At 64.1% G+C, this 23,483-nt stretch carries 19 protein-coding genes, 1 tRNA gene and 2 pseudogenes; 13 read left to right on the forward strand and 9 right to left on the reverse strand.

Going from position 1 to position 23,483, the window contains the following annotated elements:
* Positions 1-256: 256 nt before the first annotated feature.
* Both AUC68_RS06900 and AUC68_RS06905 read left to right on the forward strand, forming a co-directional pair.
* Positions 257-1,654, forward strand: coding sequence for an efflux RND transporter periplasmic adaptor subunit (locus AUC68_RS06900; RefSeq protein WP_083240499.1), 1,398 nt, complete (start codon positions 257-259; stop codon positions 1,652-1,654).
* Positions 1,651-4,815, forward strand: coding sequence for an efflux RND transporter permease subunit (locus AUC68_RS06905; protein ID WP_069436931.1), 3,165 nt, complete (start codon positions 1,651-1,653; stop codon positions 4,813-4,815). The genes AUC68_RS06900 and AUC68_RS06905 overlap by 4 nt, the downstream gene beginning before the upstream one ends.
* Positions 4,816-4,841: 26 nt before the next feature.
* On the opposite strand, the gene AUC68_RS06910 is transcribed toward AUC68_RS06905, so the two are convergent.
* Positions 4,842-5,501, reverse strand: a complete 660-nt coding sequence (locus tag AUC68_RS06910) for a MarC family protein (protein ID WP_244500419.1) — start codon at positions 5,499-5,501, stop codon at positions 4,842-4,844.
* A gap of 179 nt (positions 5,502-5,680) precedes the next feature.
* On the opposite strand from AUC68_RS06910, the gene AUC68_RS06915 reads away from it, so the two are divergent.
* The 8 genes and pseudogenes from AUC68_RS06915 (at position 5,681) to bcsS (ending at position 12,615) form a co-directional block, all read left to right on the forward strand.
* Positions 5,681-7,138, forward strand: a complete 1,458-nt coding sequence (locus tag AUC68_RS06915; RefSeq protein ID WP_069436932.1) for a circularly permuted type 2 ATP-grasp protein — start codon at positions 5,681-5,683, stop codon at positions 7,136-7,138.
* A complete protein-coding gene (locus AUC68_RS06920) occupies positions 7,132-8,091 on the forward strand; it encodes an alpha-E domain-containing protein (RefSeq protein WP_069436933.1) in 960 nt (319 codons plus the stop codon). Before AUC68_RS06915 ends, AUC68_RS06920 begins: the two co-directional genes overlap by 7 nt.
* Before the next feature lie 3 nt (positions 8,092-8,094).
* Positions 8,095-8,319 (forward strand): annotated as a pseudogene (locus tag AUC68_RS18645) (transglutaminase N-terminal domain-containing protein); the annotation flags it as partial.
* Between the two features lie 200 nt (positions 8,320-8,519).
* Positions 8,520-8,870 (forward strand): transglutaminase-like domain-containing protein, encoded by a 351-nt coding sequence (locus AUC68_RS18650; protein ID WP_158008259.1) that lies wholly within the window; start codon positions 8,520-8,522, stop codon positions 8,868-8,870.
* A 51-nt stretch (positions 8,871-8,921) separates the two neighbouring features.
* Positions 8,922-9,659, forward strand: a complete 738-nt coding sequence (locus tag AUC68_RS06930) for a proteasome-type protease (protein ID WP_069436934.1) — start codon at positions 8,922-8,924, stop codon at positions 9,657-9,659.
* 89 nt (positions 9,660-9,748) lie between these two features.
* The gene (locus tag AUC68_RS06935; RefSeq protein ID WP_069436935.1) at positions 9,749-10,270 is read left to right on the forward strand and encodes a DoxX family protein; all 522 of its coding nucleotides are present in this window, start codon (positions 9,749-9,751) and stop codon (positions 10,268-10,270) included.
* Positions 10,271-10,338: 68 nt separating this feature from the next.
* Positions 10,339-11,553 carry a calcium:cation antiporter gene (locus AUC68_RS06940; protein WP_244500420.1) on the forward strand — a complete coding sequence of 405 codons (1,215 nt, stop codon included), beginning with the start codon at positions 10,339-10,341 and terminating at the stop codon, positions 11,551-11,553.
* A 241-nt stretch (positions 11,554-11,794) separates the two neighbouring features.
* Positions 11,795-12,615, forward strand: a pseudogene (gene bcsS, locus AUC68_RS18335) (cellulose biosynthesis protein BcsS).
* A gap of 338 nt (positions 12,616-12,953) precedes the next feature.
* On the opposite strand, the gene AUC68_RS06955 reads toward bcsS, so the two are convergent.
* From AUC68_RS06955 to AUC68_RS06970, 4 genes are all read right to left on the reverse strand, one after another.
* The gene (locus AUC68_RS06955) at positions 12,954-14,177 is read right to left on the reverse strand and encodes an extracellular solute-binding protein (RefSeq protein WP_069436938.1); all 1,224 of its coding nucleotides are present in this window, start codon (positions 14,175-14,177) and stop codon (positions 12,954-12,956) included.
* A 34-nt stretch (positions 14,178-14,211) separates the two neighbouring features.
* Entirely contained in the window at positions 14,212-15,987 is a 1,776-nt protein-coding gene (locus AUC68_RS06960) for an AsmA family protein (RefSeq protein ID WP_069436939.1), read from the reverse strand.
* A 139-nt stretch (positions 15,988-16,126) separates the two neighbouring features.
* Positions 16,127-16,396 carry a hypothetical protein gene (locus AUC68_RS16955; RefSeq protein ID WP_193407077.1) on the reverse strand — a complete coding sequence of 90 codons (270 nt, stop codon included), beginning with the start codon at positions 16,394-16,396 and terminating at the stop codon, positions 16,127-16,129.
* Positions 16,393-17,448 (reverse strand): ABC transporter permease, encoded by a 1,056-nt coding sequence (locus AUC68_RS06970; protein WP_158008260.1) that lies wholly within the window; start codon positions 17,446-17,448, stop codon positions 16,393-16,395. The genes AUC68_RS16955 and AUC68_RS06970 overlap by 4 nt, the downstream gene beginning before the upstream one ends.
* Before the next feature lie 183 nt (positions 17,449-17,631).
* Between AUC68_RS06970 and AUC68_RS06975 the strand changes: the two genes are divergently transcribed.
* Entirely contained in the window at positions 17,632-17,871 is a 240-nt protein-coding gene (locus AUC68_RS06975) for a hypothetical protein (RefSeq protein ID WP_141701135.1), read from the forward strand.
* Between the two features lie 12 nt (positions 17,872-17,883).
* Here the strand turns inward: AUC68_RS06975 and AUC68_RS06980 are convergent, their stop codons facing one another.
* From AUC68_RS06980 to AUC68_RS17120, 3 genes are all read right to left on the reverse strand, one after another.
* Positions 17,884-18,408 (reverse strand): hypothetical protein, encoded by a 525-nt coding sequence (locus AUC68_RS06980; protein ID WP_069436943.1) that lies wholly within the window; start codon positions 18,406-18,408, stop codon positions 17,884-17,886.
* A 10-nt stretch (positions 18,409-18,418) separates the two neighbouring features.
* Positions 18,419-19,462, reverse strand: coding sequence for a Fe(3+) ABC transporter substrate-binding protein (locus AUC68_RS06985; RefSeq protein WP_069436944.1), 1,044 nt, complete (start codon positions 19,460-19,462; stop codon positions 18,419-18,421).
* 298 nt (positions 19,463-19,760) lie between these two features.
* Positions 19,761-21,032, reverse strand: a complete 1,272-nt coding sequence (locus AUC68_RS17120) for a sensor histidine kinase (protein WP_069436945.1) — start codon at positions 21,030-21,032, stop codon at positions 19,761-19,763.
* A 546-nt stretch (positions 21,033-21,578) separates the two neighbouring features.
* Between AUC68_RS17120 and AUC68_RS07000 the strand changes: the two genes are divergently transcribed.
* On the forward strand, positions 21,579-22,085 hold the full coding sequence (locus AUC68_RS07000) for a phasin (RefSeq protein ID WP_083240503.1): 507 nt from the start codon (positions 21,579-21,581) through the stop codon (positions 22,083-22,085).
* Positions 22,086-22,537: 452 nt separating this feature from the next.
* Positions 22,538-22,614, forward strand: a tRNA-His gene (locus AUC68_RS07005).
* A 465-nt stretch (positions 22,615-23,079) separates the two neighbouring features.
* Here the strand turns inward: AUC68_RS07005 and AUC68_RS07010 are convergent.
* Entirely contained in the window at positions 23,080-23,295 is a 216-nt protein-coding gene (locus AUC68_RS07010) for a hypothetical protein (RefSeq protein ID WP_069436947.1), read from the reverse strand.
* Positions 23,296-23,483 lie beyond the last annotated feature (188 nt).

Consider the following 23,483-nt stretch of genomic DNA (forward strand, 5'->3'; position numbering starts at 1 on the left):
CATTCGTGCTTCTCTTCCCGCGCGCCGTTGATTGAGGCCAATTCTGGGCCGATGCCCGAGCGTGGCGGTCACATTGGTGTGAAACTGGCTCTAAGTCATTCTAACGTCGTTGTTTTTCATGGCTCTGCTATGACATTGCGGCCATTCGGCCTATGTGTTCGCCCGACCGCGTGAGATAATGTGCTACGCCCGAAGCCGATCGCGTGAAGCACCACGCCCGCGCGGCATCGGACGCCAGCCTCCTGAGACACACAGAATGCAGCAGAGAAACCAAAGCGCCAAGCATGCGGCCGCAGAGCGCGAGGACGGCACGTCGCCTGCCTCGGATTCGGCCCCGAAAGACTCGCCCCCGAAAGACTCGCCCCCGAAAGACTCGGGCTCAAAAAAAGACTCGGCCTCGAAGCACGAGACCGGCACGGCGCCGGCGCAGGGCTCCTCCTCGCGCATCGGAAGAATTCTGTTCATCAGCCTGGTGGTCATCGCCCTGGCGGCGGTCGCCTATCGTTACATGGTCGTGCCGCAAGGGGAGCAGCAGGCCGCGGCGCCGGGCGGGCCGCCCCCGGCACCACCCGTCAGCGTGGCGAAGCCCGTGGTCGAGACCTTGCGCGAGTGGAGCGATTTCACCGGCCAGTTCGAGGCCCAGGAATCGGTCGAGATCCGCGCGCGCGTGAGCGGCTACCTCGAATCGGTCAACTTCTCGGACGGACAGCTGGTGGAGAAGGGCGATCTCCTGTTCGTCATCGAGCCGCGCCCGTTCGAGATCGCCTTGGCCTCGGCAAAGGCGCAACTCGTCCAGGCCGAAGCTGAACTGGATCTCGCCAAGGTGCAGTTGGAGCGCACGGCCGAACTGCGCAAGAAGGACTTTGCGTCGGCCCAGGTGTTCGACGAACGCGCGGCCGAAGTGAAGAACGCGACGGCGGCACGCGACAGCGCGCGCGCAGCCATCGATCAGGCCGAACTCAATCTCAACTACACGCGCGTCCTGGCGCCGGTCTCCGGCCGCGTTGGCCGTCATGAAGTCAGCGTCGGCAACCTGGTGGTCGGCGGCACCGGCGAGACGACGCTGCTCACGACGATCGTCTCGCTCGACCCCATTTGGCTGACCTTCAATGTCAGCGAGGGCGACATCCTGACCTATCAGCGCTCGATCCAAAAGGGCGAGGTCGAATCGGTCCGCGGCGGCGGCGTCGAGGTCGAAGGTCAACTCGTCGACGAGAAGGATTGGCCGCTGAAGGGCACGATCGACTTCCTCGACAATCAGTTCAGCCGAACCTCGGGCACCATCCGTGTCCGGGCCTCGTTCCCCAACGCCGACCTCTTCATCACCCCCGGGCAGTTCGGCCGCGTCCGCGTGCCGATGTCGCAGGACAAGCCGACCCTGCTCGTACCTGATACGGCGGTGGTCACCGACCAGTCCACGAAAGTCCTGTTCACGGTCGCCGAAGACGGAACGGTGGTGCCGAAACCGGTGGAGCTCGGTTCGGTAACCGATGGCGGTCTGCGTGTCGTCCGCAGCGGCATCACCGCCGACGACGAGGTCATCGTCAACGGCTTGCTCCGTGCGCGGCCCGGCCAGAAGGTCACGCCGCAGCCGACGGAGATCGCCCCGCCCGCCAAACAAGCTTCCGCGGACGCGCCCGCCAGCAAACAATGAAGCTCTCCCACTTCTTCATCGACCGGCCGATCTTCGCCGCCGTGATCTCGATCTTGATCACGCTTGTCGGTGGCGTGGCCTATTTCGGCCTGCCGGTCGCGCAATATCCCGAGATTGCCCCGCCGTCGATCCAGGTGACGGCGCAATATCCCGGCGCCTCCGCCGAGATCGTCGCCAATACGGTCGCCACGCCCATCGAGCAGGAAGTGAACGGCGTGGACAACATGATCTACATGACGTCCCAGTCGACCGGCGACGGCCAGATGTCGCTGACCGTGACCTTCAAGCTCGGCACCGACCTCGACACGGCGCAGGTGCTTGTTCAAAACCGCGTGGCGATCGCGACCCCGAGACTCCCCGAGGAGGTGCGCTCGCTCGGCGTCCAGGTCGTGAAGCAGTCGCCCGACCTGATGATGGTCATCCATCTGAGTTCGCCCGACGCCAGCCGCGACATGCTCTATGTCTCCAACCATGCGACCTTGCATGTGAAGGACGTGCTGTCGCGCATCGACGGCGTCGGCAATGTGAGGATTTTCGGCGCGCGCGACTACGCGATGCGCGTCCTGGCTCGACCCCGACAACTCGCGGTCCGCAACCTGACCGCAGGCGATGTCTTGCGGGCCTTGCGCGGCCAAAACGTGCAGGTCGCCGCCGGCGTCATCAATCAGCCGCCGGTTCCGCGGCCGGGCGCCTTCCAACTCAACGTGGAGACCCAAGGGCGCCTCACGACGCCGGAGGACTTCGGCAACATCATCGTCAAGTCCGAAGGGGAGGGCCGTGTCGTCCGGGTCCGCGACGTGGCGCGGGTTGAGCTGGGCGCGGCGGACTATAACCTGAATGGCTATCTCGACGGACGCATTGCGATTCCGATGGGCGTGTTCCAGCGCCCGGGATCGAACGCGCTCGAGACCGCCGCCGAGGTCGAGGCGGCCATGGAGGAGTTGTCCAAGTCCTTCCCGAGCGGTCTGCGCTACGACATCGTCTACAACCCGACGGTCTTCATCTCCGATTCGATCGAGGCCGTGCTGCATACGATGTTCGAGGCCGTCATCCTGGTGGTGCTCGTCATCGTCGTCTTCCTTCAGACCTGGCGCGCATCGCTCATCCCCATCGTCGCGATTCCCATTTCGCTGATCGGCACGTTCACCGTTCTCGCCGCGATCGGCTACTCGCTCAACAACCTGTCCCTGTTCGGCTTGGTGTTGGCGATCGGCATCGTCGTCGACGACGCCATCGTGGTGGTGGAGAATGTCGAGCGGAACCTGCGCGAGGGCTTGTCTCCGCGGGAAGCGGCCTACCAAAGCATGAACGAGGTCGGCACCGCGCTGATCGCCATGACGCTGGTGGTCTGTGCCGTGTTCATCCCGACCTTGTTCCTCAGCGGCATTCTCGGCCAGTTCTTCCGCCAGTTCGCGGTGACCATCACCACCGCGACGCTGATCTCGCTGGTCGTCTCGCTGACGTTGAGCCCGGCGCTGTGCGCGTTGCTCTTCAAGGCGCATAACGAGGACGAGCACAAGAAGGGCAATCTGATTACGCGCGGCATCCATCGTGCGTTCGGCTGGTTCAATACCGGGTTCGACTGGGTGGCGGAGAAGTACGGTGCGCTCACGGGCCGGCTGCTCCGCATGTCCACAATCATGCTCGCGATCTATGCCGGGCTGATCGGGCTGACGGTCTTCCAGTTCCGTGCCGCCCCGACGGGCTTCATTCCCAATCAGGACCTCGGCTACCTCATCAACATCATCCAGCTGCCGCCGGGCGCGGCTCTGTCGCGCACCGACGAGGTGGCGCTGAGAGTGACGAAGATCGCCCTGGAGACGCCCGGCGTCGCGCATGCGGTCCCAATCGTCGGTCTTGACGGGGCGACGTTCACCACCTCGTCCAACTCGGCGGTCGTGTTCACACCGCTCGAGCCTTTCGCGGAGCGGGCGAAGAAGGGCCTCAGCGCGCAAGCGATCTCCGGCGCGCTCAACCAGTTCGCCGGCATCGAGGATGCGTTCATCTTGAGCATCTCGCCGCCGCCTGTCCGTGGTATCGGCACCACCGGCGGTTTCAAGATGCAGGTCCAGGACACGCGGGGCGGACCGCTGTCGCAACTCGAGGAAGTGGCGCAGAGTCTTGTCGGCGCCGCCAACCAGGACCCGGGTCTCTCTCGCGTCTTCACGACCTTCAACACGCGCACGCCGAGCGTTTACGCCGACATCGACCGGGTGCGCGCCGAGATGCTGGGCGTGAACGCGGATGACCTCTTCCAGACGCTGGAGGTCTATCTGGGCTCCCAATATGTCAACGACTTCAATTTCTTAGGGAGAACCTACCGCGTCACGGCACAGGCGGACGGCGAGTACCGGCAGGACCTGCATGCCATTTCCCAGCTCAAGGCCCGCAACGCCCAAGGCGAGATGGTGCCCCTCGGTTCGGTCGCCGCGTTCCAGGACACGGCCGGGCCCTACCGGGTGCAGCACTTCAACCTCTTCCAGGCCGCGGCCGTCCAAGGCGGGACGAAGCCCGGCTTCTCCAGCGGCTACGGCCTTGAGGCCATGGAACGGCTGGCGGCGGAGGTCCTGCCCGATGGCTATGCCTATCAGTGGACCGAACTCGCCTTTCAGGAGAAGCAGGCGGGCGATACGGCGATCTTCGTGTTCGCGGCGGCGGTCGTGTTCGTGTTCTTGCTCCTTGCCGCGCAGTACGAGAGCTGGGGCCTGCCGCTCGCCGTCATTCTGATCGTGCCGATGTGTCTGCTGGCGGCCGTCAGCGGCCTCATGATGCGTGGGATGGCGATCGACATTCTGGGACAGGTGGGCTTCGTGGTGCTGATCGCCCTGGCGGCGAAGAACGCGATCCTCATCGTCGAGTTCGCGCGTCAGAACGAAGAGCAGGCGCGGGCGTCAATAGAAGCCGTGGTCGATGCCGCGCGGGTGCGTTTGCGGCCGATCCTGATGACGGCCCTGGCGTTCATCCTCGGCGTGGTGCCCCTCGTCATCGCCACGGGCGCTGGCGCGGAGATGCGCCAGTCGCTCGGCACGGCCGTCTTCGCCGGCATGCTGGGCGTCACGGCCTTCGGTCTCATCTTCACGCCGATCTTCTATTTGCTTGTACGCCGGTTCGCATCGACCGGGACGCAGCAGACCGACAGCCGTACCGAGCCGGCCGAGTAGGGCGCATCGCCGCTGGGGCCCCAGTCTCAAGGCGTGACTGCGTGGCCGAAGAGCGCGGAGTCGGCCAGGCCATCGAAGATTGTCTGCACGGCCAACGCGGCCAGCAGGACGCCGAAGACGCGTACGATCACCTTACGCGCGGTGACGCCGATGATCCGATGGATTTCCTGGGCGAGCATCAGCAGTGCGAGCGTGACGAGCATGACGGCCAGAATTCCGGCGACGACGGCCACGAGCAGCGCCGGGTCGCCCTTGGTGTTCGCGGCCAGGACGATCGCGCCGGTCATGGCGCCGGGCCCTGCCAGCAACGGAGTCGCGAGCGGAAACACGGCGAGATCCGCGTGTCCGTCGGCCTTGGTCTCGGCCTCCGCACTTTCTTTGGTGGTCAGCAGGGTCGGCGTCGCGCGCCGCGACAACGTCATGTCGAGCGCAATGATGAACAGGATAATCCCGCCCGCGGTCTGCAAAGCGGCGAGCGTCACCCCGAGCCGCCGAAGAATCGGTTCTCCCACCAGCGTGAACAGCAAAATGATGACCGTGGCGATGGCGACGGCTTTCACCGACACCCTCCGGCGCTCGGCCCGGGATAGATTTGGCGTGAGCGAGGCGACAAGGACCGCGGAGTCGACGGGGCCGATAACGGCGAAGAACGTGGCAAATGCCGTCAAGGCAGTTTCGATCATCATGGTCCTATCGCGGGTCGATCTTCGGATATGGCGCCCGATACGGGCCGGTGTTGCTCAATCGCGCGGCGTCTGATTATGATGCCTCAAAATATAACATTGGGCGGAAGCAGACGTGAGGAGCGGGCGTTCAAAGGCGCTTAATGGGAAGGCTGAGCTTGCCGCAAGACACAGACACGCTGATGGCAGGGGATATTCCTCAGAGCGCCGCCGAGTATTACGCTAAATTTTTCAATGAGATGAGGGACGCCGACGGGTGCGTGCGGCCGGCCTACAAGCAGCTCGCCGAGCTCCTGGACGGCCTGTCGATCGAATCGCTCGTCACCAAGCAGGAAGCGGCCGATGCGCTGTTCCGGCGGCTCGGCATCACTTTCGCCGTTTATACCGAGGGCGGCTCCACCGAGCGGCTGATCCCCTTCGATCTGATCCCGAGAATCCTCCATCAATCCGAGTGGGACCTGGTGGAGCGGGGCTGCCTTCAGCGCGTGAAGGCCATCAACATGTTTCTCCACGATATCTACCACGATCAGGAGATTCTGAAGGCCGAGCTCATTCCGCCGGAACTGGTGTTCAAGAACCCGGCCTTCCGGCCCGAGATGTGCGGGGTGGATCTACCCAAGGACGTGTACGCGCACATTGCCGGCGTCGATCTCGTCCGGACAAGCGAGCGCGATTTCTTCGTGCTGGAGGACAATGTCCGCACGCCGTCCGGCGTGTCCTACGTTCTGGAGAACCGCGAGATCATGATGCGGCTGTTCCCGGACGCCTTTAACGGCCAGGCCGTGTCGCCTGTCGGAAACTATCCCGAACGGCTGCTGGAGAACCTGCGCGCCGTTGCGCCCGGCGGCGCGGACGATCCCGTGGTCGTGCTGCTCACCCCGGGCCGCTACAACAGCGCCTATTTCGAACATGTGTTTCTTGCCGAGCAGATGGGGATCGATCTTGTCGAAGGCGTCGATCTGTTCGTGCGCGACGGCTATGTGTGGATGCGCACGACCGAGGGTCCTGTCCGGGTCGACGTGATCTATCGCCGGCTCGACGACGATTTCATGGACCCGCTCGCCTTCTACGCGGGCTCGATGTTGGCCGTGCCGGGGCTCTTGTCGGTTGTCCGGTCCGGGCGCGTGGCGCTGGCCAACGCGCTCGGGACGGGCGTTGCGGACGACAAGGCCATGTATGTCTACGTGCCGCGCATGATCGAGTTCTATCTCGGCGAGCACGCGATCCTGAAGAACGTGCAGACCTATATGCTGCGCGACCCCAAACAGTGCCAGCACGTGCTGCAGTATATCGACAGTCTGGTGGTCAAGGAGGTCCAGGGTTCGGGCGGTTACGGCATGTTGATCGGGCCCGCCTCGACCAAGGCCGAGCAGGAAGCTTTCAAGGCGCGGATCCTGGAAAACCCGGACAATTACATTGCCCAGCCGACGCTGACGCTGTCGACCGCGCCGACCTTGTGCAACGGTGAGCTGCAGCCCCGCCACGTGGATCTCAGACCGTTCGTGCTTTCCGGCGATGAAACCTCGGTCATTCCGGGCGGCCTCACGCGGGTGGCGCTGCGCGAGAAGTCCCTGGTCGTGAATTCGAGCCAGGGCGGCGGCACCAAGGATACCTGGGTTTTGGAGCGTGGACCATGCTGAGCCGGACGGCGGAAGATCTCTTTTGGATGGCGCGCAACATGGAGCGTGCCGAGAATACCGCGCGCATGCTGGAGGTGAGCTTCCGGCTATCCTTGCTGCCGTCTTCAATGGACCGCCAGGCGCAGTTCGAGCCGATTCTGACCATCGCGCCCGGCGACGGCACGTTCTACGAGCGGTATGACGAACTGAGCTATGAGGGCCTTGTGCGCTACGTGGCGCTGGATCCGGAAAACAACGGCTCGATCTTTTCGCTCATCCGAAACGCACGCGAGAATGCCCGCGCCCGCAGGGCCTCGATCTCAAGCGAGGCCTGGGAGAGCCTGAACGCGACCTGGCTGCAAATGCAGAGCTTCGACTTCGACGCGGTTCGCCGGTGGGGCTATCGGGATTTCTTCGACTGGGTCAAGGAACGTTCGCATCTCTTCCGCGGAGTCGTCTTCGGGACCATGCTGCACGACGACGGGTTCCGCTTCATCCGGCTCGGCACTTTCATCGAGCGCGCCGACAACACCGCCAGAATTCTCGACGTGAAGTATCACGTGCTGCTGCCGGATACGGAGCAGGTCGGCGGCTACGTGGATTACTATCAATGGGCCGCGTTGCTGCGCTCGGTCGGCGCGTTCCGCGCGTACCGCCGGATCTATCACGACACGATCTATCCCTGGCGCGTCGCCGAGCTCCTCATCCTGCGGGAGGACATGCCCCGGTCCCTGCATCATTGCTATGGCATCGTATTGGCGACGCTGGACGAACTTGCGGCCAAGAAGCCGCTCGAGTGCCGGCGCATGGCGGGTCATACCCATGCGCAGCTTTGCTACGGACAAATCCAGGAGGTGTTCCGGGAAGGACTGCACGAATATCTGGTCCGGTTCATCGAGAACAACCGCGAGCTGGGATCGCAGATCCAAGAGGACTTCTTGATGACGCCGATGGTGATGGCGGAGGCCGTCTAGCCCATGTTGATCCGCATCGAGCATTCGACGTCGTACAAATACTCCGAGCCGCTTCTGGCGACGACGCAGTATCTGCGCATGACGCCGCTGTCCGGCCGGACCCAGGCGGTGGAGAACTGGGCGCTGATCTGTCCAGGCGCGACCACCACGGCCTGGCAGGATCAATATGGCAATGCCTGCCATACCTTGACCGTCACGAAGCACGTCGACCGCCTCGACATTCGGGTGAGCGGGCTTGTCCGGACCCGGGACACGAGCGGCGTCGTCGGGGTGGCCACGCCCGAGCTGCCCATCATGCTTTACTTGCGCGAAACGCCGGCGACGGTGGCATCGGACTCGATCCGCGATCTTGCGGCCGCGTGCCGCGGGACCGCCGAGAGAGACCGGATCGAGGTGCTCCACGACATCATGCTCGGCATCGCGACGCCGTGGAGTACAGGCCGGGCGAGACCCATGTCCATACCACCGGCACCGAGGCGCTGGAGCAGGGCCGCGGCGTGTGCCAGGACCATGCGCACATCTTCTGCGCGACCGCCCGGGCGCTCGACATCCCGGCCCGTTATGTCAGCGGCTACATGACACAAGGTCTGGACCACGAAGCCCACACGGCCAGCCATGCCTGGGCCGAGGCATTCGTTGACTCTCTCGGCTGGGTGGGGTTCGATCCCACCAATCGCGCTTGCCCAGACGAATCGTATGTCCGGACCGCTATCGGCCTTGACTATTCCGAAGCCAGTCCCGTGCGTGCGTCCGGGCCGGGGGCGGTGACGAAACCATGAGTGTCCGCGTCAATTTTCCAAATCAGCAATAAGCCGGGGACGGTGGGGCCAGTGACGTATTGCGTCGGCATTCTGCTTGATCAAGGTGTGGTGCTCGCGTCGGACTCCCGCACGAACGCAGGTATCGATCGCGTTTCGACCTTCCGCAAGATGTTCACCTTCGAACGGCCGGGCGAGCGCTTCTTCACGCTCCTGACCGCGGGCAATCTGTCGCTGACCCAAGGCGTGGTCAGCCTGATCGGGGAATGGCTGGAATCGGAGGATCCGGAGAAGGACCTTTACGCCGCCCACTCGATGTTCAACGCGGCGCGGATCGTCGGCCGGGCCTTGCGCACGATCCACAAGACCGACGCGGGGTACCTGCAGCAGCACGACGTCGACTTTTCCGCCTCGTTTGTGCTCGCCGGCCAGGTCCGCGGCGGCAGGCTTCGGCTGTTTCAGATCTACGATGCGGGCAATTTCATCGAGGCGATGGGCGATACGATCTATTTCCAGATCGGCGAGGTCAAATACGGCAAACCCATTCTCGACCGGATCGTCCGGCACGACACGAGCCTGAAAGATGCCGCGAAGTGCGCCCTGATCTCCTTCGATTCGACCATGCGCTCGAATGTTTCCGTGGGCCCTCCCATCGACCTCATGATCTACCGGCGCGACACGCTTCAACGGGCCTTTACCATCAGGCTCGAAGAGGACGACCCCTACTGGCAGGAGCTTCGTGAAGGGTGGGGGGATGCCATTCACAACGCGTTCGAGAACGTGGGGCACGATCCGGGCTGGGAGCTGTGACCGGCGGCGAACCGCGCCCTGCCGGCGGTCGCCACGAATCTTGAGGTTCGGCATCGCGGGCCCGCCACCAAGGACCTAAGGAGACCGCCATGACTCTCGAAGACGCCGGAGCGCTGCTGCTCCGCCTCGCCGTTGGGGGCCTCTTTCTGATGGGCGCGTGGGGATCGGTGAAGGATGAGGCCGCGAGGAGCTTCACCACCGGCGAAACGGCCCTTGTATTCAAGCGCGACCCGCGCCTCTTCGCCTATGCCGGAATCGCCATGATGGGGCTTGGCGGCCTGTCGATCGTGTTCGGCGTGTTTCCAAGGCTGGGGGCGCTCGCGCTCACGATCTTCCTTTTTGGTGGCGCGATGATCCACTTCGCCAAGCGTGGCCAGCTTGAAGTTTACGAAAGCAAAGTCGAACCGGCCCTGTCGGGAGACGGAGCCGCGCCCGCGCGGAAGGCCCTCCGTGCGCTCACCGAAGCCGGCGTGATGGGGCATTTCACGGCGGGGCTGAAGAATTACGCCTTGGCGGGTGCCACGGCCTATCTCGTCTGCCGGAGCCGCACGCCGATGCTAATCGGCTTCGGCCAGGACGGGAGCTTGCAAGGATTGTTGACGCGGCTCTAAGGCAACGCCAAGGCAACAGGCGGCCGACGGCCATCCACGCACGCTCGACGGCACTGAGACGAGGGACAATGCCCCAAGCGACCGAGGCGAACGATCACGACCGTGCCCCGCTTCCGCCCCGGAGTTTCCTCGGCGTCTTCCGCGCCGAGCTTGGCCTGATCGTCGGCGTCGTCACGACGGCGCTCTTCTTCACCGTCGGCAAGGAGTGGCTAGCCGATTTGACCAGTCTGAATTGGCTCGGTCTCATGTTCGTGTGGCTGTTCGGCGTCATGATCTGGTGCGCCTTCGGGGTCGTGCGCCACGCGGATGCCCTCGCGGAGATTCTGGGTGAGCCCTATGGCACGCTCATTCTGACCCTCTCCGTCATCAGCATCGAGGTTGCGATTCTCGCGACCGTCATGCTGGGCAAGACGCCCAATCCGACCCTGCCACGCGAGACCATGTTCGCCATTCTCATGATCGTGCTGAACGGCATGGTCGGGACGGTCCTTGCCGTTGGCGGCCTGCGCTACGTGCAGCAGCAATACAATCTCCAGGGTGCGCTGGCCTATCTTGCGGTGATCACGCCGCTCGCCTTTATCGCCTTGGTCGTTCCGACCTTTACGGAATCGACAGCCGGACCGACGCTTCAAACGCAACAGGCGATCGTCTTCGGCACGATGACGGCGCTGCTCTATGGCGCGTTTCTCACGATCCAAACGACGCGGCACCGGACCTTCTTTTTGCAGCCCAAGCTCGCCCGCAAGCCCTCGGCACGGAGCAGGATCGAAGCGCAAAGGAGCACCGGGGCCGAGGGGCAAGACGATGCGGAAACGGTCCTGCCCGAGCCGGAGCATCACGGGCCTGCGTATTCGGGTCCCGTCCATGCGGTCCTGCTCCTCGCCACGCTGCTGCCCGTGGTGCTTCTGTCGAAGCCTCTCGCGACGCTCCTGGACCATGGCATCGCGCAAGTGGGATTGCCCAACGCTCTGGGCGGCGTGGTGATCGCGATGCTGATCCTGTCTCCGGAATGGACCGCAGCGCTCCAATCGGCGATGCGCGATCAACTGCAGCGCGTCAATCTCAGCCTCGGCAGTGCGCTCTCGACCATTGGCCTGACCGTTCCCGTCATGTTGGCGATCAGCGTGATCACGGACACGCCGCTGACGCTTGGGCTCAACTCCGTCGACATCATTCTCCTCTCGGTCACGCTGTTCGTCTGCCACATCACGTTCTCTGGCGCGCCACCAACATTCTCTTGGGCTTCGTGCATTTGGTGCTGTTCGGGACCTATCTGCTCCTGATCTTCAAGCCCTAGGCAGAGCCTTGGCCTGAAGCGTGGTGTTCGGCTTGGCCTTCGCGTCGAGACGCTCACCGGACCTTGCTGCTGCTGCGTTCCGAAGCGAGCGGATCGACCCTGCGGCGCCCGGACGTTGTTTCTGACCAACCTGTGGGGAACAAAGCACGCATTTGCTTACCGTAAGTTGCGGAGCGGATGGACCCGCACAGCGGGGTTGCCGGGCACCGCGCACGGTTCCGTCTACGATGTCCGGTCGATGGGGATCGTGTGGGGCTGGTGTGGTGCGGGAGGACAAGCCACGAGGCGAAAGGGAACGGCCCAGCCACCGCGTGCGAACGGCCGCCTTCGGTCTTCTCCTTGCCTTCGCCGACGGCACGGCCTTCCGGTCGACCGCGGCCCTCGCCGATGACGATGTGCCCCGGCAGGAAGTCTTCAGCGGCATCGAGACCAGCAACAACTACACGAGCGTCTATGCGGGTGGGGGTTACGCCCTGAGGGGCGGGTTCGATGCGCCGGGCTGGCGCCTTCGCGCGGTGGGAGCGTATGGCCGCTACAGCTACGGCGGCGCGCTGTTCGACGGGAGTACCTTTCGGGCCACTCATTTCGAGGGCACGGCCTCGTTCCTATCGGCTCAGGCCGGATACCAGTTCCACTGCGGTCCCGTGATTGCCAAGCGTTCGCCGGGATCGAGGCCGTCGACCAGCGCATCACCCCCTTCGATCCGCGCAATTCGGTCCAGGGGACGGAACTCGGCTTGCGGCTGACGCTCGAGACCTGGACGGATCTGTCGAAGCGCTTGTTCCTGTCTGCGGACGCCTCCTACGGGTCGGCGTTTCAGGAGTACTGGGAGCTCACGCGCATCGGCTACCGTTTGGGGAACGTCTTCGCCGTCGGGCTCGAGGGCGGCATCCTCGGCAACCAGGAATACGATGCGGGGCGTGGCGGCGGCTTCGTTCGCGGCACGTTCAAGGCGCTCGAGGCGACGCTGTCGGGCGGCTTTACGGGCGACTATCTGTTGAGCGAGCCAAGCGGTTATGTCGCCCTGAACCTCTATCGGTCGTTCTAACCACACGCATGCTTCGGCTGAACCAGCCGTGCCCCGCCGGACGGATGCTGCCGAGACAGAGCGAACGCGCAACGGCTCTAAACGGCCTTGAAAGCAACAGTCAAAGTGCACTGCCGGCCCCGCCCCGGCAGTGCTTTGAAACGCGGCCCGCCCCGGCGGGCAGGCCATAGGATGGTGCGTTCTGTGTAGAGGTGTCCAGGATGGGCCAGAAGCCCGAAGACTCGCTCCAACGGTTAGGATGACACGAAGCCTGCGGGCAACGCAATTGGACGCCGCGATTATACCCGTACTTTCTTGAGGGCTGTGGATGTGTCGTCGCGCTTCGCTTCTGCCGGGGCTCAAGGCGTGGGCGTTGCGGGTGCCTCCGTGGCACCTGCGCCATTTGTTTTGCGTTCCCCGGTGCTTGGCGCCGGCGGAGCCCGGAGGCGTGCGGCCCATGCCGCAAAGCGTTTGCTCAGCGCATCGCCGCTCTCGTCCCACCACGTTTCGTCGAATTGCAAGGCCGTTCGAAAATTGTCCGGTGCCGTCGGCAGAAACGTCCCCATGTCCACGCCGATGACGGGATGCTTGCCGACCTGTGCCAGCGCGGACGTCCGCATCGGACCGTAAGCGGTGAGCCGCGCCTGGGCGGCCAATTGTTTTGGCGCGGTGGCGAAGCGGATGAAGCGCATGGCCTCGTCCCTGTTCCGCGACGTTTTGGGAATGGCCCACGCATCGAGATCGTAGATCTGCCCGTCCCACAGGATGCCGAGATTGCGGTCGCGGATCGCCGCGCGAAACAGGCGCGCGCTATAGCCTGCCGCCATGGCCGCGCGTCCGCTGATAACCCAGGTCATCGGCTGGGCCGGCTTGTCCCACAGAAGCAGATTGCCCTTGATCTTGTCGAGGGCCGCGAAGGCGCGATCCGCACCTTCCGGCGTTGCAAGAACCTGATAGACGTTGCCCGGCGGCACGCCGTCGGCGAGCAGCACCAGTTCGAGGGTGCGCCGCGCGCTGTTGGGGAGCGCGCGTTTCCCGGGATAGCGGGCCGTATCCAGCAGAGCGCCGATGGCCGCCGGCTCTCCGCCACGGAAGGCCTTCCGGTTGAACGCAATCGCCGTGGACCAGGCCATGGTGGCGATGCCGCACTTCGAGACGGCGCCACGCACGAAGTCGTCCGCGGTGCCCCCCTCGGCCGTCAGCGCGTCGGCGTCGATCGGCGCCAGCAGCCCCTCGGCACACAGGGCCTTCAACGCGCCGGCCGAAACGTCGACCACGTCCACGGGGGTCGTGTCGTCTTCGATCAACGCTTTGAGCTTCGAGGGCTCACCGCCGTAGATCTCAGTGGCGATGACGGTGCCCGTCTTCTTCGCGAACGGCTCCAGAACCGCGATCTCCTGGGCGCGGCCATAGGCACCGCCCCAGGTCGCGACGTTCAGCGTCTGTTGAGACCACGCCGCCGACGGTACAGGGGAGACCAAGGCGAACGCAAGCGCGGCGGCGACGACGCGGTGCGTCCGAGGGCCGTTCCAAATCCGGCAATTGGTGGCATGGTGCAACACGAGCAGTGATCGTCGGTCCATGTCGTTCTGTTCCAAGCAACCTGCTGAGAGCGGACTATGGCTTCTCCGTATCCTGTTCCGAAGGTCCAGCCTGTGTCTCCGGCGGTCGGGCCCGCGCGATTCGTGGGGCCGCGAGAGAGCCATTCATCGTGATGCCCGGCCTGGTCCCAGGGCCGGGTGCGGCCGCATCGAGAGGCGCCTCAGGGTCCGCCATTCTGAAGTCCCAATCAAGCGTCCGCTGCGCGATGTCGAGATCGCCCGCGCCGGACACCGCCCCTTCGCCCGTCGTCATACGGAACGATTGGCACCACAGATGGCCCGCGGAAACGCTGCATTCGGCCACGATTTCCGAGAATTCCGTATCCGCGTTCTGGCTCCAGCTGCCGGCTTCGGCGTCCGGTTGGGCGATGAGAGCGGCCAGGTCGACCGGCAGCGCCCCGTCTTTGGCCGTCACGGCAATGGTCCCGGCGAGGCCGCGCACGAGCTCGTCCTGCGAGGTTCCTCCGGTCGAGATATCGACCTTGAGGGTTCCCACGCCCCTCACGGGCACGCTCATGCCGATCGCCTGCCGGCATGTGTCGAGCGCGACATTCGCCAAGCTGCCGGTCAGCGCGGCTTCCGCGCGCGGTGTCGAAAGATTGAGATCCAAACGGCCCTCGGCCTGACCGCCGCACAGTTCCAATGCGCCGACCTCGCTGGAGATCGCGCCGTTCTTGGCATTGATCGTGAAACCGCCACGGCCCAGTTGCAGCCCGCCTGCCGACAATGCCGCCGCAGAGACTCGCAAATCCGCATCCAGGTGCTTCAGCAGCACCCAGTCGAACAGCGGGCTTCCTTCGGGGGCGGCCGACGCATCGGACAAATACGGGTCGAGGAGCAATGTCTCGAACGCCAGCGTTCCGTCGATGCGGGGCCGGTTCCCGGCCGTCAGGGCCAGCAAGCCCACCGCGGCGTTCCCGTCGAAGTCAAACGAGCCGTCGTCGAACGTCAGCGTCGGCCCCGCCCAATGCACCCGTCCCCTGGCGCTCCCGTTCTTCAGACTGTGACCGTGCGGCAGCACGACGCCGACCCAAGCCAGGAAGCGCCGGATGTCGGGCAGTTTCGCTTCGAGGTCGCCCTCGCCGCCAAGCTCTTCGCCAAGCTGCATGGTGCCCGAGAAGCGTGCCGTGAGCGGCGCGGACGTGACTTTGAGCGTGAGCGGCGCGTGCTGCCCCTCGACGGTTTCGACGGCCTTGCCGCGGCCGAGCGAGAACGTGACGGGCTCATCGTTGAAGGTAAAGGAGCCCACGGCCTCCAACGCGCCGAGCTGTCCGCGCGTGTTCAGACGAAGATCGAGCTCGCGGAGGAGGGGACTGCCGCTCGCGGGTTCGACCACCCCGCGGTGGACACGCACGGTCTCGAGGGGTGCGCTGGCGAGAAACGCCGTAAGCCGCCCGAGCACGGCTTCCGTGGTGCGATCCTTGTCTTCGCCATTGAGCGTGAGCGTCGGCTTGTCCAGCCGCAGGGCGCTGAACCTGATGTTGCCGAGCAAGAGGTCCGGGAGCGACAGCGTCAGCCGGAACTTGGGGGCGGAGATGGACTCCAGGGTTGGCAGTTTTTCCGCATCGGTCACGGTGAGGCCGCCTTCGACCGATGGCGGAAAATAGCGAATGCGCAGCGGCTCCATGAGGGTCACGGAGCCCCCGGTCCATTCCGACAAGGAGGCGCTCACCCGGCCGCGAAGATCCGCCGGGGTTCCGGCAGGCCGAAGAAGCAGGATGGCAAGTCCTGCGGCGATCACCACGAGAAGAACGGCAAGAAGCCATTTCCAAATAGATTGGCGCGGCCTCATTCCGACCTTTCCACATACCTGGCTGCGTGGGCTTCGAGCGAGCGGGCCGGCTGCTCATGAATGCGCAATGAGCAGTGCGCCCGGACGGGTGCCGTCTGTGTGACCCTTGCGAACCCAACAGGATCATTCTCTTGGGTTATCAGGAAATTGGCAACGCCAATTCCTTCTGCGTGTCCGCCGGCCGCCGGCGCGAACCCGAAAAGCCGGGCCGGCTGTGAGCAATCACGCCGTGAAGAAGCAGCACCGGCGTCAAACTCACAAGCACAATCGTCAAGGCCGACAAACCGGCCTCTTCGTAGCGGTAGAGCGAAGCCAGCGTGAAGACCTGGGTGGCCAGCGTGTCGAAATTGAAGGGCCGTAGCAGCAGCGTCGCCGGAAGCTCCTTCATCGAATCGACGAAGACGATCAACGCGGCGGCGCCGAGCGTGGGCCGAAGGAGCGGCAGATGAACCCGCCAAAGCATTTCGGTGACCGAGGCGCCCAATGTGCGCCCCGCCGCATCGAGATTGCGGGTGATCTTGCTGAGCCCGGCCTCCACGGACCCGAGCGAGGCGGCGAGGAAGCGTATCGTGTAAGCGACGACGATGGCGAAGGCCGTGCCGGAGAAGATGAGACCCGTCGAGACACCGAGCAGCGAGCGGGCTGCGTCGTCGATCGCGTGTCGAGCCCCGCGAGCGGGATCAGAAGACCGATGGCGAGCACGGTTCCGGGCACCGCATAGCTGACTGCGGGCACGAAACTTGCGATCCGCACGAACTTCGATTGGGTCTGCCGCCGCCCATAGGCGAGGACGATCGCGAAGAACACGCCGAGCACCGCGGCGGCGAGCGAGAGGCCGAGGCTATGCAGGGCCGCGCGCCAGAAGTCTTCGGTCAGGCCGGAGGACAGGTGGACGATGGCGTCCCGCGCCAGCACATAGGTCGGCAGGACGAAGCCGACCAGGATCGGAGCGGCGCATGCGGCCGTGGCGAGAATGCCCTTTACGCCGGAGAGCGATTCCTCCGGCAAGTCCCGGTATTTGCCCGTGGTGTGATGAAAGCGCTTGCCGGACCGCAAAGCGCGCTCCAGGCCGAGCACGGCCAGCACGAAGAACAGCATCACGCAGGAAATCTGCGCCGCACCGGCAAGGCTGCCCCGATCGAGCCACGTGTCGTAGACGGTGACGGTGAGCGTCTGCACGCCGAAGAACTCCACGGCGCCGATGTCGTTCAGCGTTTCCATCAGGGCGAGGGCCGTCCCTGCGGCAAGTGCGGGGCGGGCAAGTGGCAGTGCAATTTGCCAGAAGGTTTCCGATGCGCTCCGTCCCAGCGTGCGGCTCGCCTCGATCACGCAGATCGACTGGGCCACGAAGCTCGCGCGCGCGGTGATGTAGACGTAAGGGTACAGAACCGCGCCCATGATGAAGATCGCGCCGCCAAGGTTCGAATATCGGGGAACCAATAGTCGCGAGCGCTTTCCCACCCGAAGATGCCGCGCAAGGCCGTCTGTATCTCGCCGGAGTAGTCGAAGAGTTCGATGTAGCAAAAGGCGATGATGTAGGTGGGCATCGCGAAGGGCAGCAGGAGAAGCCACTGGAACAGGCTCCGGCCCGGAAAGCGGTACATCGTGACGAGCCAGGCCGTTCCGGTACCTGTGACAAGGGCGATGATCGCGACCCCTGCCATCAAGATGAGCGTGCGCCGTACGGCGTCCGGCAAGACGTTCTCGATGAGGTGCGGCCAGGTGTCCCCGCTGGAGTGCAAGGCCATGACGGCGATGGCGAACAGCGGCGCGGCCGCGAGGAGAGACAGGATCAGCGCGCCGGCGGACCAGCCGAAGCTGCCGGTCTCGAGTAGCCTCGCCAGCCGCCGCCGTAAGGGGACCGGCTTTGAGGACGGCGCCTGACCTGCCTGCGGCTCAGCGCGGGGCAGAGACAGAGCCTCCGCGCGCGCGCGCGTCCGAGGTGACCAGCGCCGCCACGATCTCCTGGTTGAGGCGATAATCCGCCTCGTCGAGCGCGTCGGCGAACGCGTTCGCCGCGTCAATGACCGGGTCGACCGTCTCCGACCCCGTCAGAGCCAGAGCGCAGGCCTGCATGGCCGGGCAACGGTGGTGCTGGGACGCGGCGATCAAGGACATCGCCATGCACTCGTCCGCGCAGAAGCGTCGGGCGTCGAGTGCGTTGTACTGGATCTCGCGGGAGGCCGCGGCCCGGACGGCACGCACCCAGCAGGCAAGCTCGGTGACGGCGCGCTTGGCGCGTGCCGGGCCGAGCACCCGGTTATAGGTGTTCCATCCGTTTTCCCAACAGGTGATGTCGCCCGTGTCATAGCCAGCGAGCCAGCATCGGAAGCCGACGCCGACGAGCCATTCGGGCCCTGAAAAAGCGTGGACCTCGCCACGCGGTCCGTGGTGTTCAACGAATTTCGGTTGATAGCTCATTGCCGCCCCCTTATGAGCTCGGCCCGTCATTGAAGCCGACTTTGTCGATCATCTCACTTGCCGCCCTGCGCATGTCGGCGATCTCGTTCAGCGATACTGTGTCCGCCTTGAACGTTCCCCACGATTCGACAAGGTCCGACCAGGCAACGCCCTCCTTGGTCGGGTATTCGTGATTTACTTCGGCGTACATTGTCTGCCCCTTGTCCGAGGCTAGAAATTCGATGAGCTTCAGTGCGTTGTCCTTGTTCGGCGCGTTCTTCGCCAAGACAACGCCGGAGACGTTCACATGGGTGCCCCGGCCCGCCGTGTTCGGGAACAGGATCTTGACGGACTCGGCCCATTCCTTCTGCTCGGGATGCTTCTCGTCGGTCAGCATCTTTCCCATGTAGTAGGTGTTACCGATCGCAAGATCGCATTCGCCCGCATAGACGCCCTTCACCTGAAGGCGGTCGTCGCCGGCGGGCTTGCGCGCGAGATTTTCCTTCACGCCACGCAGCCAGGCCTCCGTTTCTCGGCCGAGATGGGCCAGCATCGAGGCGACGAGGGCCACGTTGTAGGGATGCTGGCCCGACCGGATGCAAATCTTGCCGCGCCATTTCGGATCGGCGAGCTCTTCGTAGGTGATGCTGTCCTGGTCGACGCGTTCCTTGGACGCATAGACGACGCGCGCGCGGCCCGTGAGGCCGATCCATTCGTCGTTGGTGCCGCGATAGGTCTCCGGGATGGCTGAGTCGATGGTGTCCGAGACCACGGGCTGCGAAATCCCCGAAGCAACGGCTTGGCTCAGATTGCCGATATCGGTCGTCAGCAGCAAATCGGCCGGGCTGTTGCGCCCCTCGGCCTGAATGCGCTCAATCAGTCCCTTCGAGGCGAAGATGACATTGGTCTTGATACCGGTCTCTTCGCTGAACTCCTCGAGCAGCGGTTCGATCAGATAGGGTTGCCGGAAGGAGTAGATGTTGACTTCGCCGGCCGCTTCGGAACGGGCCGGGGAGTCTCCGGTCATGACAAAAAGGGCTGCGAGCGTCGCCGCGCACGCACAGGTCCAGCGCATACAAACCTCCAATGGCCAGGGTTCAAGGTCCTGGTATCGGACAATGAAAACTCTCTCTGGATCGAGTTAGAGACACATGATTATCGCTTAAACCCGCGCCATCGGCGAGTGTCAACAAGATTATGCAAATGAAAACGAACTTAGAAGTCTTCTAATCAATAGTTTGGATTTAGAAGAATTCAAAGTAACAAGTATTATCAAGAAAAACGATGCTGTATGACATGATTTTCTAGATTATCCGGCTGCAATTCCCGGCGGTCCGGCCCCGTCGCGGAGCACGGGGCGCGTCGCTTCGCCGCTAGGACCGGAAAAGGCGCTCTCGGGGAAAAATCACATCGGCGGAGGTGCCGACCCCCGGTTCGCTCGTGAGTTCGAACCGGGCGCGAATCGCATCGGTCAAGGCCTTGGTCAAAGGAAGGCCGAGCCCCGTCCCGGATTGATGGCGCGGCGCGGTGTCGAGCTGATGGAAGGGCTTCATCGCGTAGGCGATGTCGCTTTCGCTCATGCCGACGCCCGTGTCGTGCACCCGCAGGCGCAGTTCCCCCCCTACGATCGTCCCCGACACGATCACCTGTCCCCCTTCCGGGGTGAATTTGATCGCGTTGGTTAGGAGGTTGAGCACGATCTGCCGCAAGCGCCGCGGATCGGCGACCACCACGGGCAGGTCGTCGGCGAACGAGGTTCGCAGCACGATCCGCGTCCGCTTGGCCAAGGGCTGCAGGCTCGCCACGCAGGCCTCGACGACCTCGGCCACGTCAACCGAGGTGAAGTCGAGCTCGAACTTGCCGGCCTCGATCTTCGAAATATCGAGCAGGTCGTTGAGGAGGCTGAGTGCGTAAAGCCCGCTCTGATGAATGTCTTCCGCATAGCCCTTGTAGCGGGCATTTCCGATCGGCCCGAAGCGCTCGTGCAGCATCAGTTCGGCAAAGCCGATGATCGAATTGAGCGGGGTCCGGACTTCGTGGCTGACCTTGGCGAGGAAATCGAGTTGCCGCGCCGCAGCTTCCGGGGCCTGCGCGGCGCCCGCCTCGTCCGTTGCGGTGTTGTCGTTTGCTTCAGGCTTGTCGTTTGCCTCCGGCTTGGCATGAGCCTCCGTCTCCGCCGCGCCGGCAGGCGGCGCGGTCTCGGGAGGGGACTCCGGCGCGGGCGTCGGAGTCGGTGCGAAGTGCACGGCGTCCGCCGGTGGCGGGACTTCGGCGTTCGCCTCAAGACCGGTCCCGGGTGCCTCGTTCGCCGTTGTCTCGGACGCGGGCGGCTCCGGTTCCAGCTCCGCGGGGTCGATGTCGGAGGGGTCGACCAGCCGCAACAGGCGCAGCTGTGCGTCCCCGTCGAGCGGGGTCAAGATGAACGTTACGGTCAGGCGCCGCCGCGAGCGCGTTAGGGCCGCAATCTCTGGAATGCGCTCGTTCGGCGCATGCGCGAGCAGGTTCGCGGGCCCGTCGGGAAGGATGGCGTCCAGGCCGCCGGCCTCGATCAGTTCGGCCGGGGCGCGATAGCCGAAGGCATAGGCGAAGGCGCTGTTCACGGTGGTGAGCGCATCGCCCTTGAGGATCCCGATCGCGGCCGGCATGGCCTCGATCAGGGTCCCGACGCCAGCGGGGTCGAGCGGCGGCGGGGCGCCGGGCCGGTCCGTCGTGCCGACGCGCCCGCGGGCGTCTCCGGCGCGGTCCGGCCGTTCGCCTCGCCATTGCGCCGGCGCTTCCAGGATTGCCAGACCCGGCCTTCCAGTGCGCGTGCGATGTGCTCGAGCGCTTCCCGGTCGTCCTGTCCTATCCGATTTTGCAGCCTGAGGTCGGTCATCGTCCGCCCCGGTGAGAGACTTCCTGAGCAGATCTCGCGCACATTTGATGGGCAGTTCTGCTCCGCCAGATTTTGCACCTTTAGCGGCGCCAGATCGACTCAACCACTAAATTTAGGTGAATTGGATTCGATACAGAGGCCGAAAGCAAGAAATTCGTCCAGCGCCGATAAATAGAGCCTTTTTTGACAGCTCTGTCACTTGAATTGGCGCGGCGCACAAAATACAGTTGCGGTGCAACAAATACGACGGCTGAGAGTTCAATCCGCGTTCATTCCCGTGCTGGCGAATTGAGGAAATCAACCGAGAGGTGCCGTGATGGCCGAGACCGAAGAACTGCCCCAGACTCCCATGGAAGCCATGGAGAAAGTGACGGAGTCATTCGAGACCGCCGCCAAGGAATTCGATGCCCTGAAATTTGATGCCGAGGTGCCTGAGAGCGTTCGGTCGATGGCGGAGAAGACCGTCAATCAGACCCGCGAGGCCTATGAGCGCGGCAAGGAAGCGCTGGACGAATCCATCGATGCGCTGGAGCGCTCCTTCGATGCCGCCGGTCAGGGCGCCACGGCGTTCAATCGCAAGCTGATCGACATCGCGCAGCGAAATCTGAATTCGAGCTTCGACTACGCCAAGAGCCTGGCTGGAGCCAAGACCCTTGCCGAAATCGTCGAGCTGCAGTCGAACTACATCCGCGATCAGTTCGAGGTGTTTGCTGGGCAGGCTGCCGAAATCCAGGAACTTACCAAGAAGATCGCGACCGACACGTCGGAGCCTCTGAAGGACCAGATGACCAAGTCTTTCGAGGCGGTTCGCAAGTCGGCGTAAGCCGTTCGCATCCGCTTCGCGTGGCCAAGTAGTAAGTCGAGTAGCAAGTAGCGTAACCGCGTACGAGTCGCGTAACGAAGTACCAAAAGAGTCGCCCGTAACAGCGTTTGTCAGTGGCGTTTCGCGTCAGCACTTCCGAGGCCCGGGCCGCTTCCCGGGCCTTTTATTTTCGGCGCCTCTTGATTTTCCGATCCGGTCGTGAATCTGCGCCTCCGGACGCTTGCAGGGCCGATTTGACGCCCTTGCGCGCAACCGCCGTCTTGCAACCACCAAGGCCTGCCCTTAGGGTCCGGCCAACGGCCCGCCCGGCAGCCGGCTTGGGACGTTTTGCCGAGACGTCGTGGTTCGGCCTCTCGGGAAGAGGCTGTGGCTTGGCCGGAAGCCCGGCTCCAGCGGGGCCCCGGCTCCCGCAGGGCGTAGGGTCCGGCTCCCGCGAGCCGGAAGGCCAAAGTGCCGCTGTAGCTCAGTTGGTTAGAGCGCTTGATTGTGGATCAAGAGGTCACTGGTTCGAATCCAGTCAGCGGTACCAATACTTTAGTATGACCCCGACCCCCATCAAAAAACGGCGACTGTGGCACGAAGGGCACAGCATCCCGCCACGGCTTGGGGTATAAGAGTCCCATCAAATGTCGATTCTGCAGGGAATTTTTGGGGGATCCAACCATGCGCATTTTCGTCGCTTTCGCGATCATCGTTTCTGCCGCTATCGGTCTCGGCGGTTGCTTCGGCCATCATGAAAAGGCCGTCGTCGTTGAGCCGTTGAAGCTCGGCTAATTTGACGACGAGATAGCAGAGCAGTCTATCTCTCCGGCAATGCCAGCCCCGGTCAGGGAAACCTGACCGGGGTTTTTTGTGCGCAGGGTTGTCGCCACGCGGTGCGACCTCTTGCGGTGCGATGGGGCGCCCGCGCGCCGCGTTGCAAGTGACCCGCAGCGCGCAGTTTGATTCAAAAGAGCAAGAAGGGCCGGAGGGAAGGGCGCCTAGCGCCTCTGGCCTAAAGCCAGCCGAGGGCCTTGGCCTCGCTATAGGCGGCCTTCCAGGCTTCGGCCGCAAACGAGGCCTCGTGGCCGCTGATGCTCGGAGCTTCCAGGAGCTCCCGGGCCTCCAGCATGCGCCACTGAGCGTTTCGCAGGAAGGTCAAGACGTAGGACGTTCCCGGCCGGGACACGCGAAGACCGTTCTCAAGCACTTCTACGCTGATGTCGCTCATGACGCTCGCAATCCTTGTGGCTCGACGGGAGGCGATACGGACCATCTCCAACCGCATCTGCGCAGACGCGAGGCAATCAAGCCGCGCCTGCGCGTCGCCAAGCCTCACGCTCGGACGGTTCGCCGCCGCACGCCGCCCCGCCGTGACCCGGCCGGCTATCGCCGCTTGTTGGACCGCCGAGAATCGCG

This window comes from Methyloceanibacter methanicus (genome assembly GCF_001723285.1).
Classification (GTDB): domain Bacteria; phylum Pseudomonadota; class Alphaproteobacteria; order Rhizobiales; family Methyloligellaceae; genus Methyloceanibacter; species Methyloceanibacter methanicus.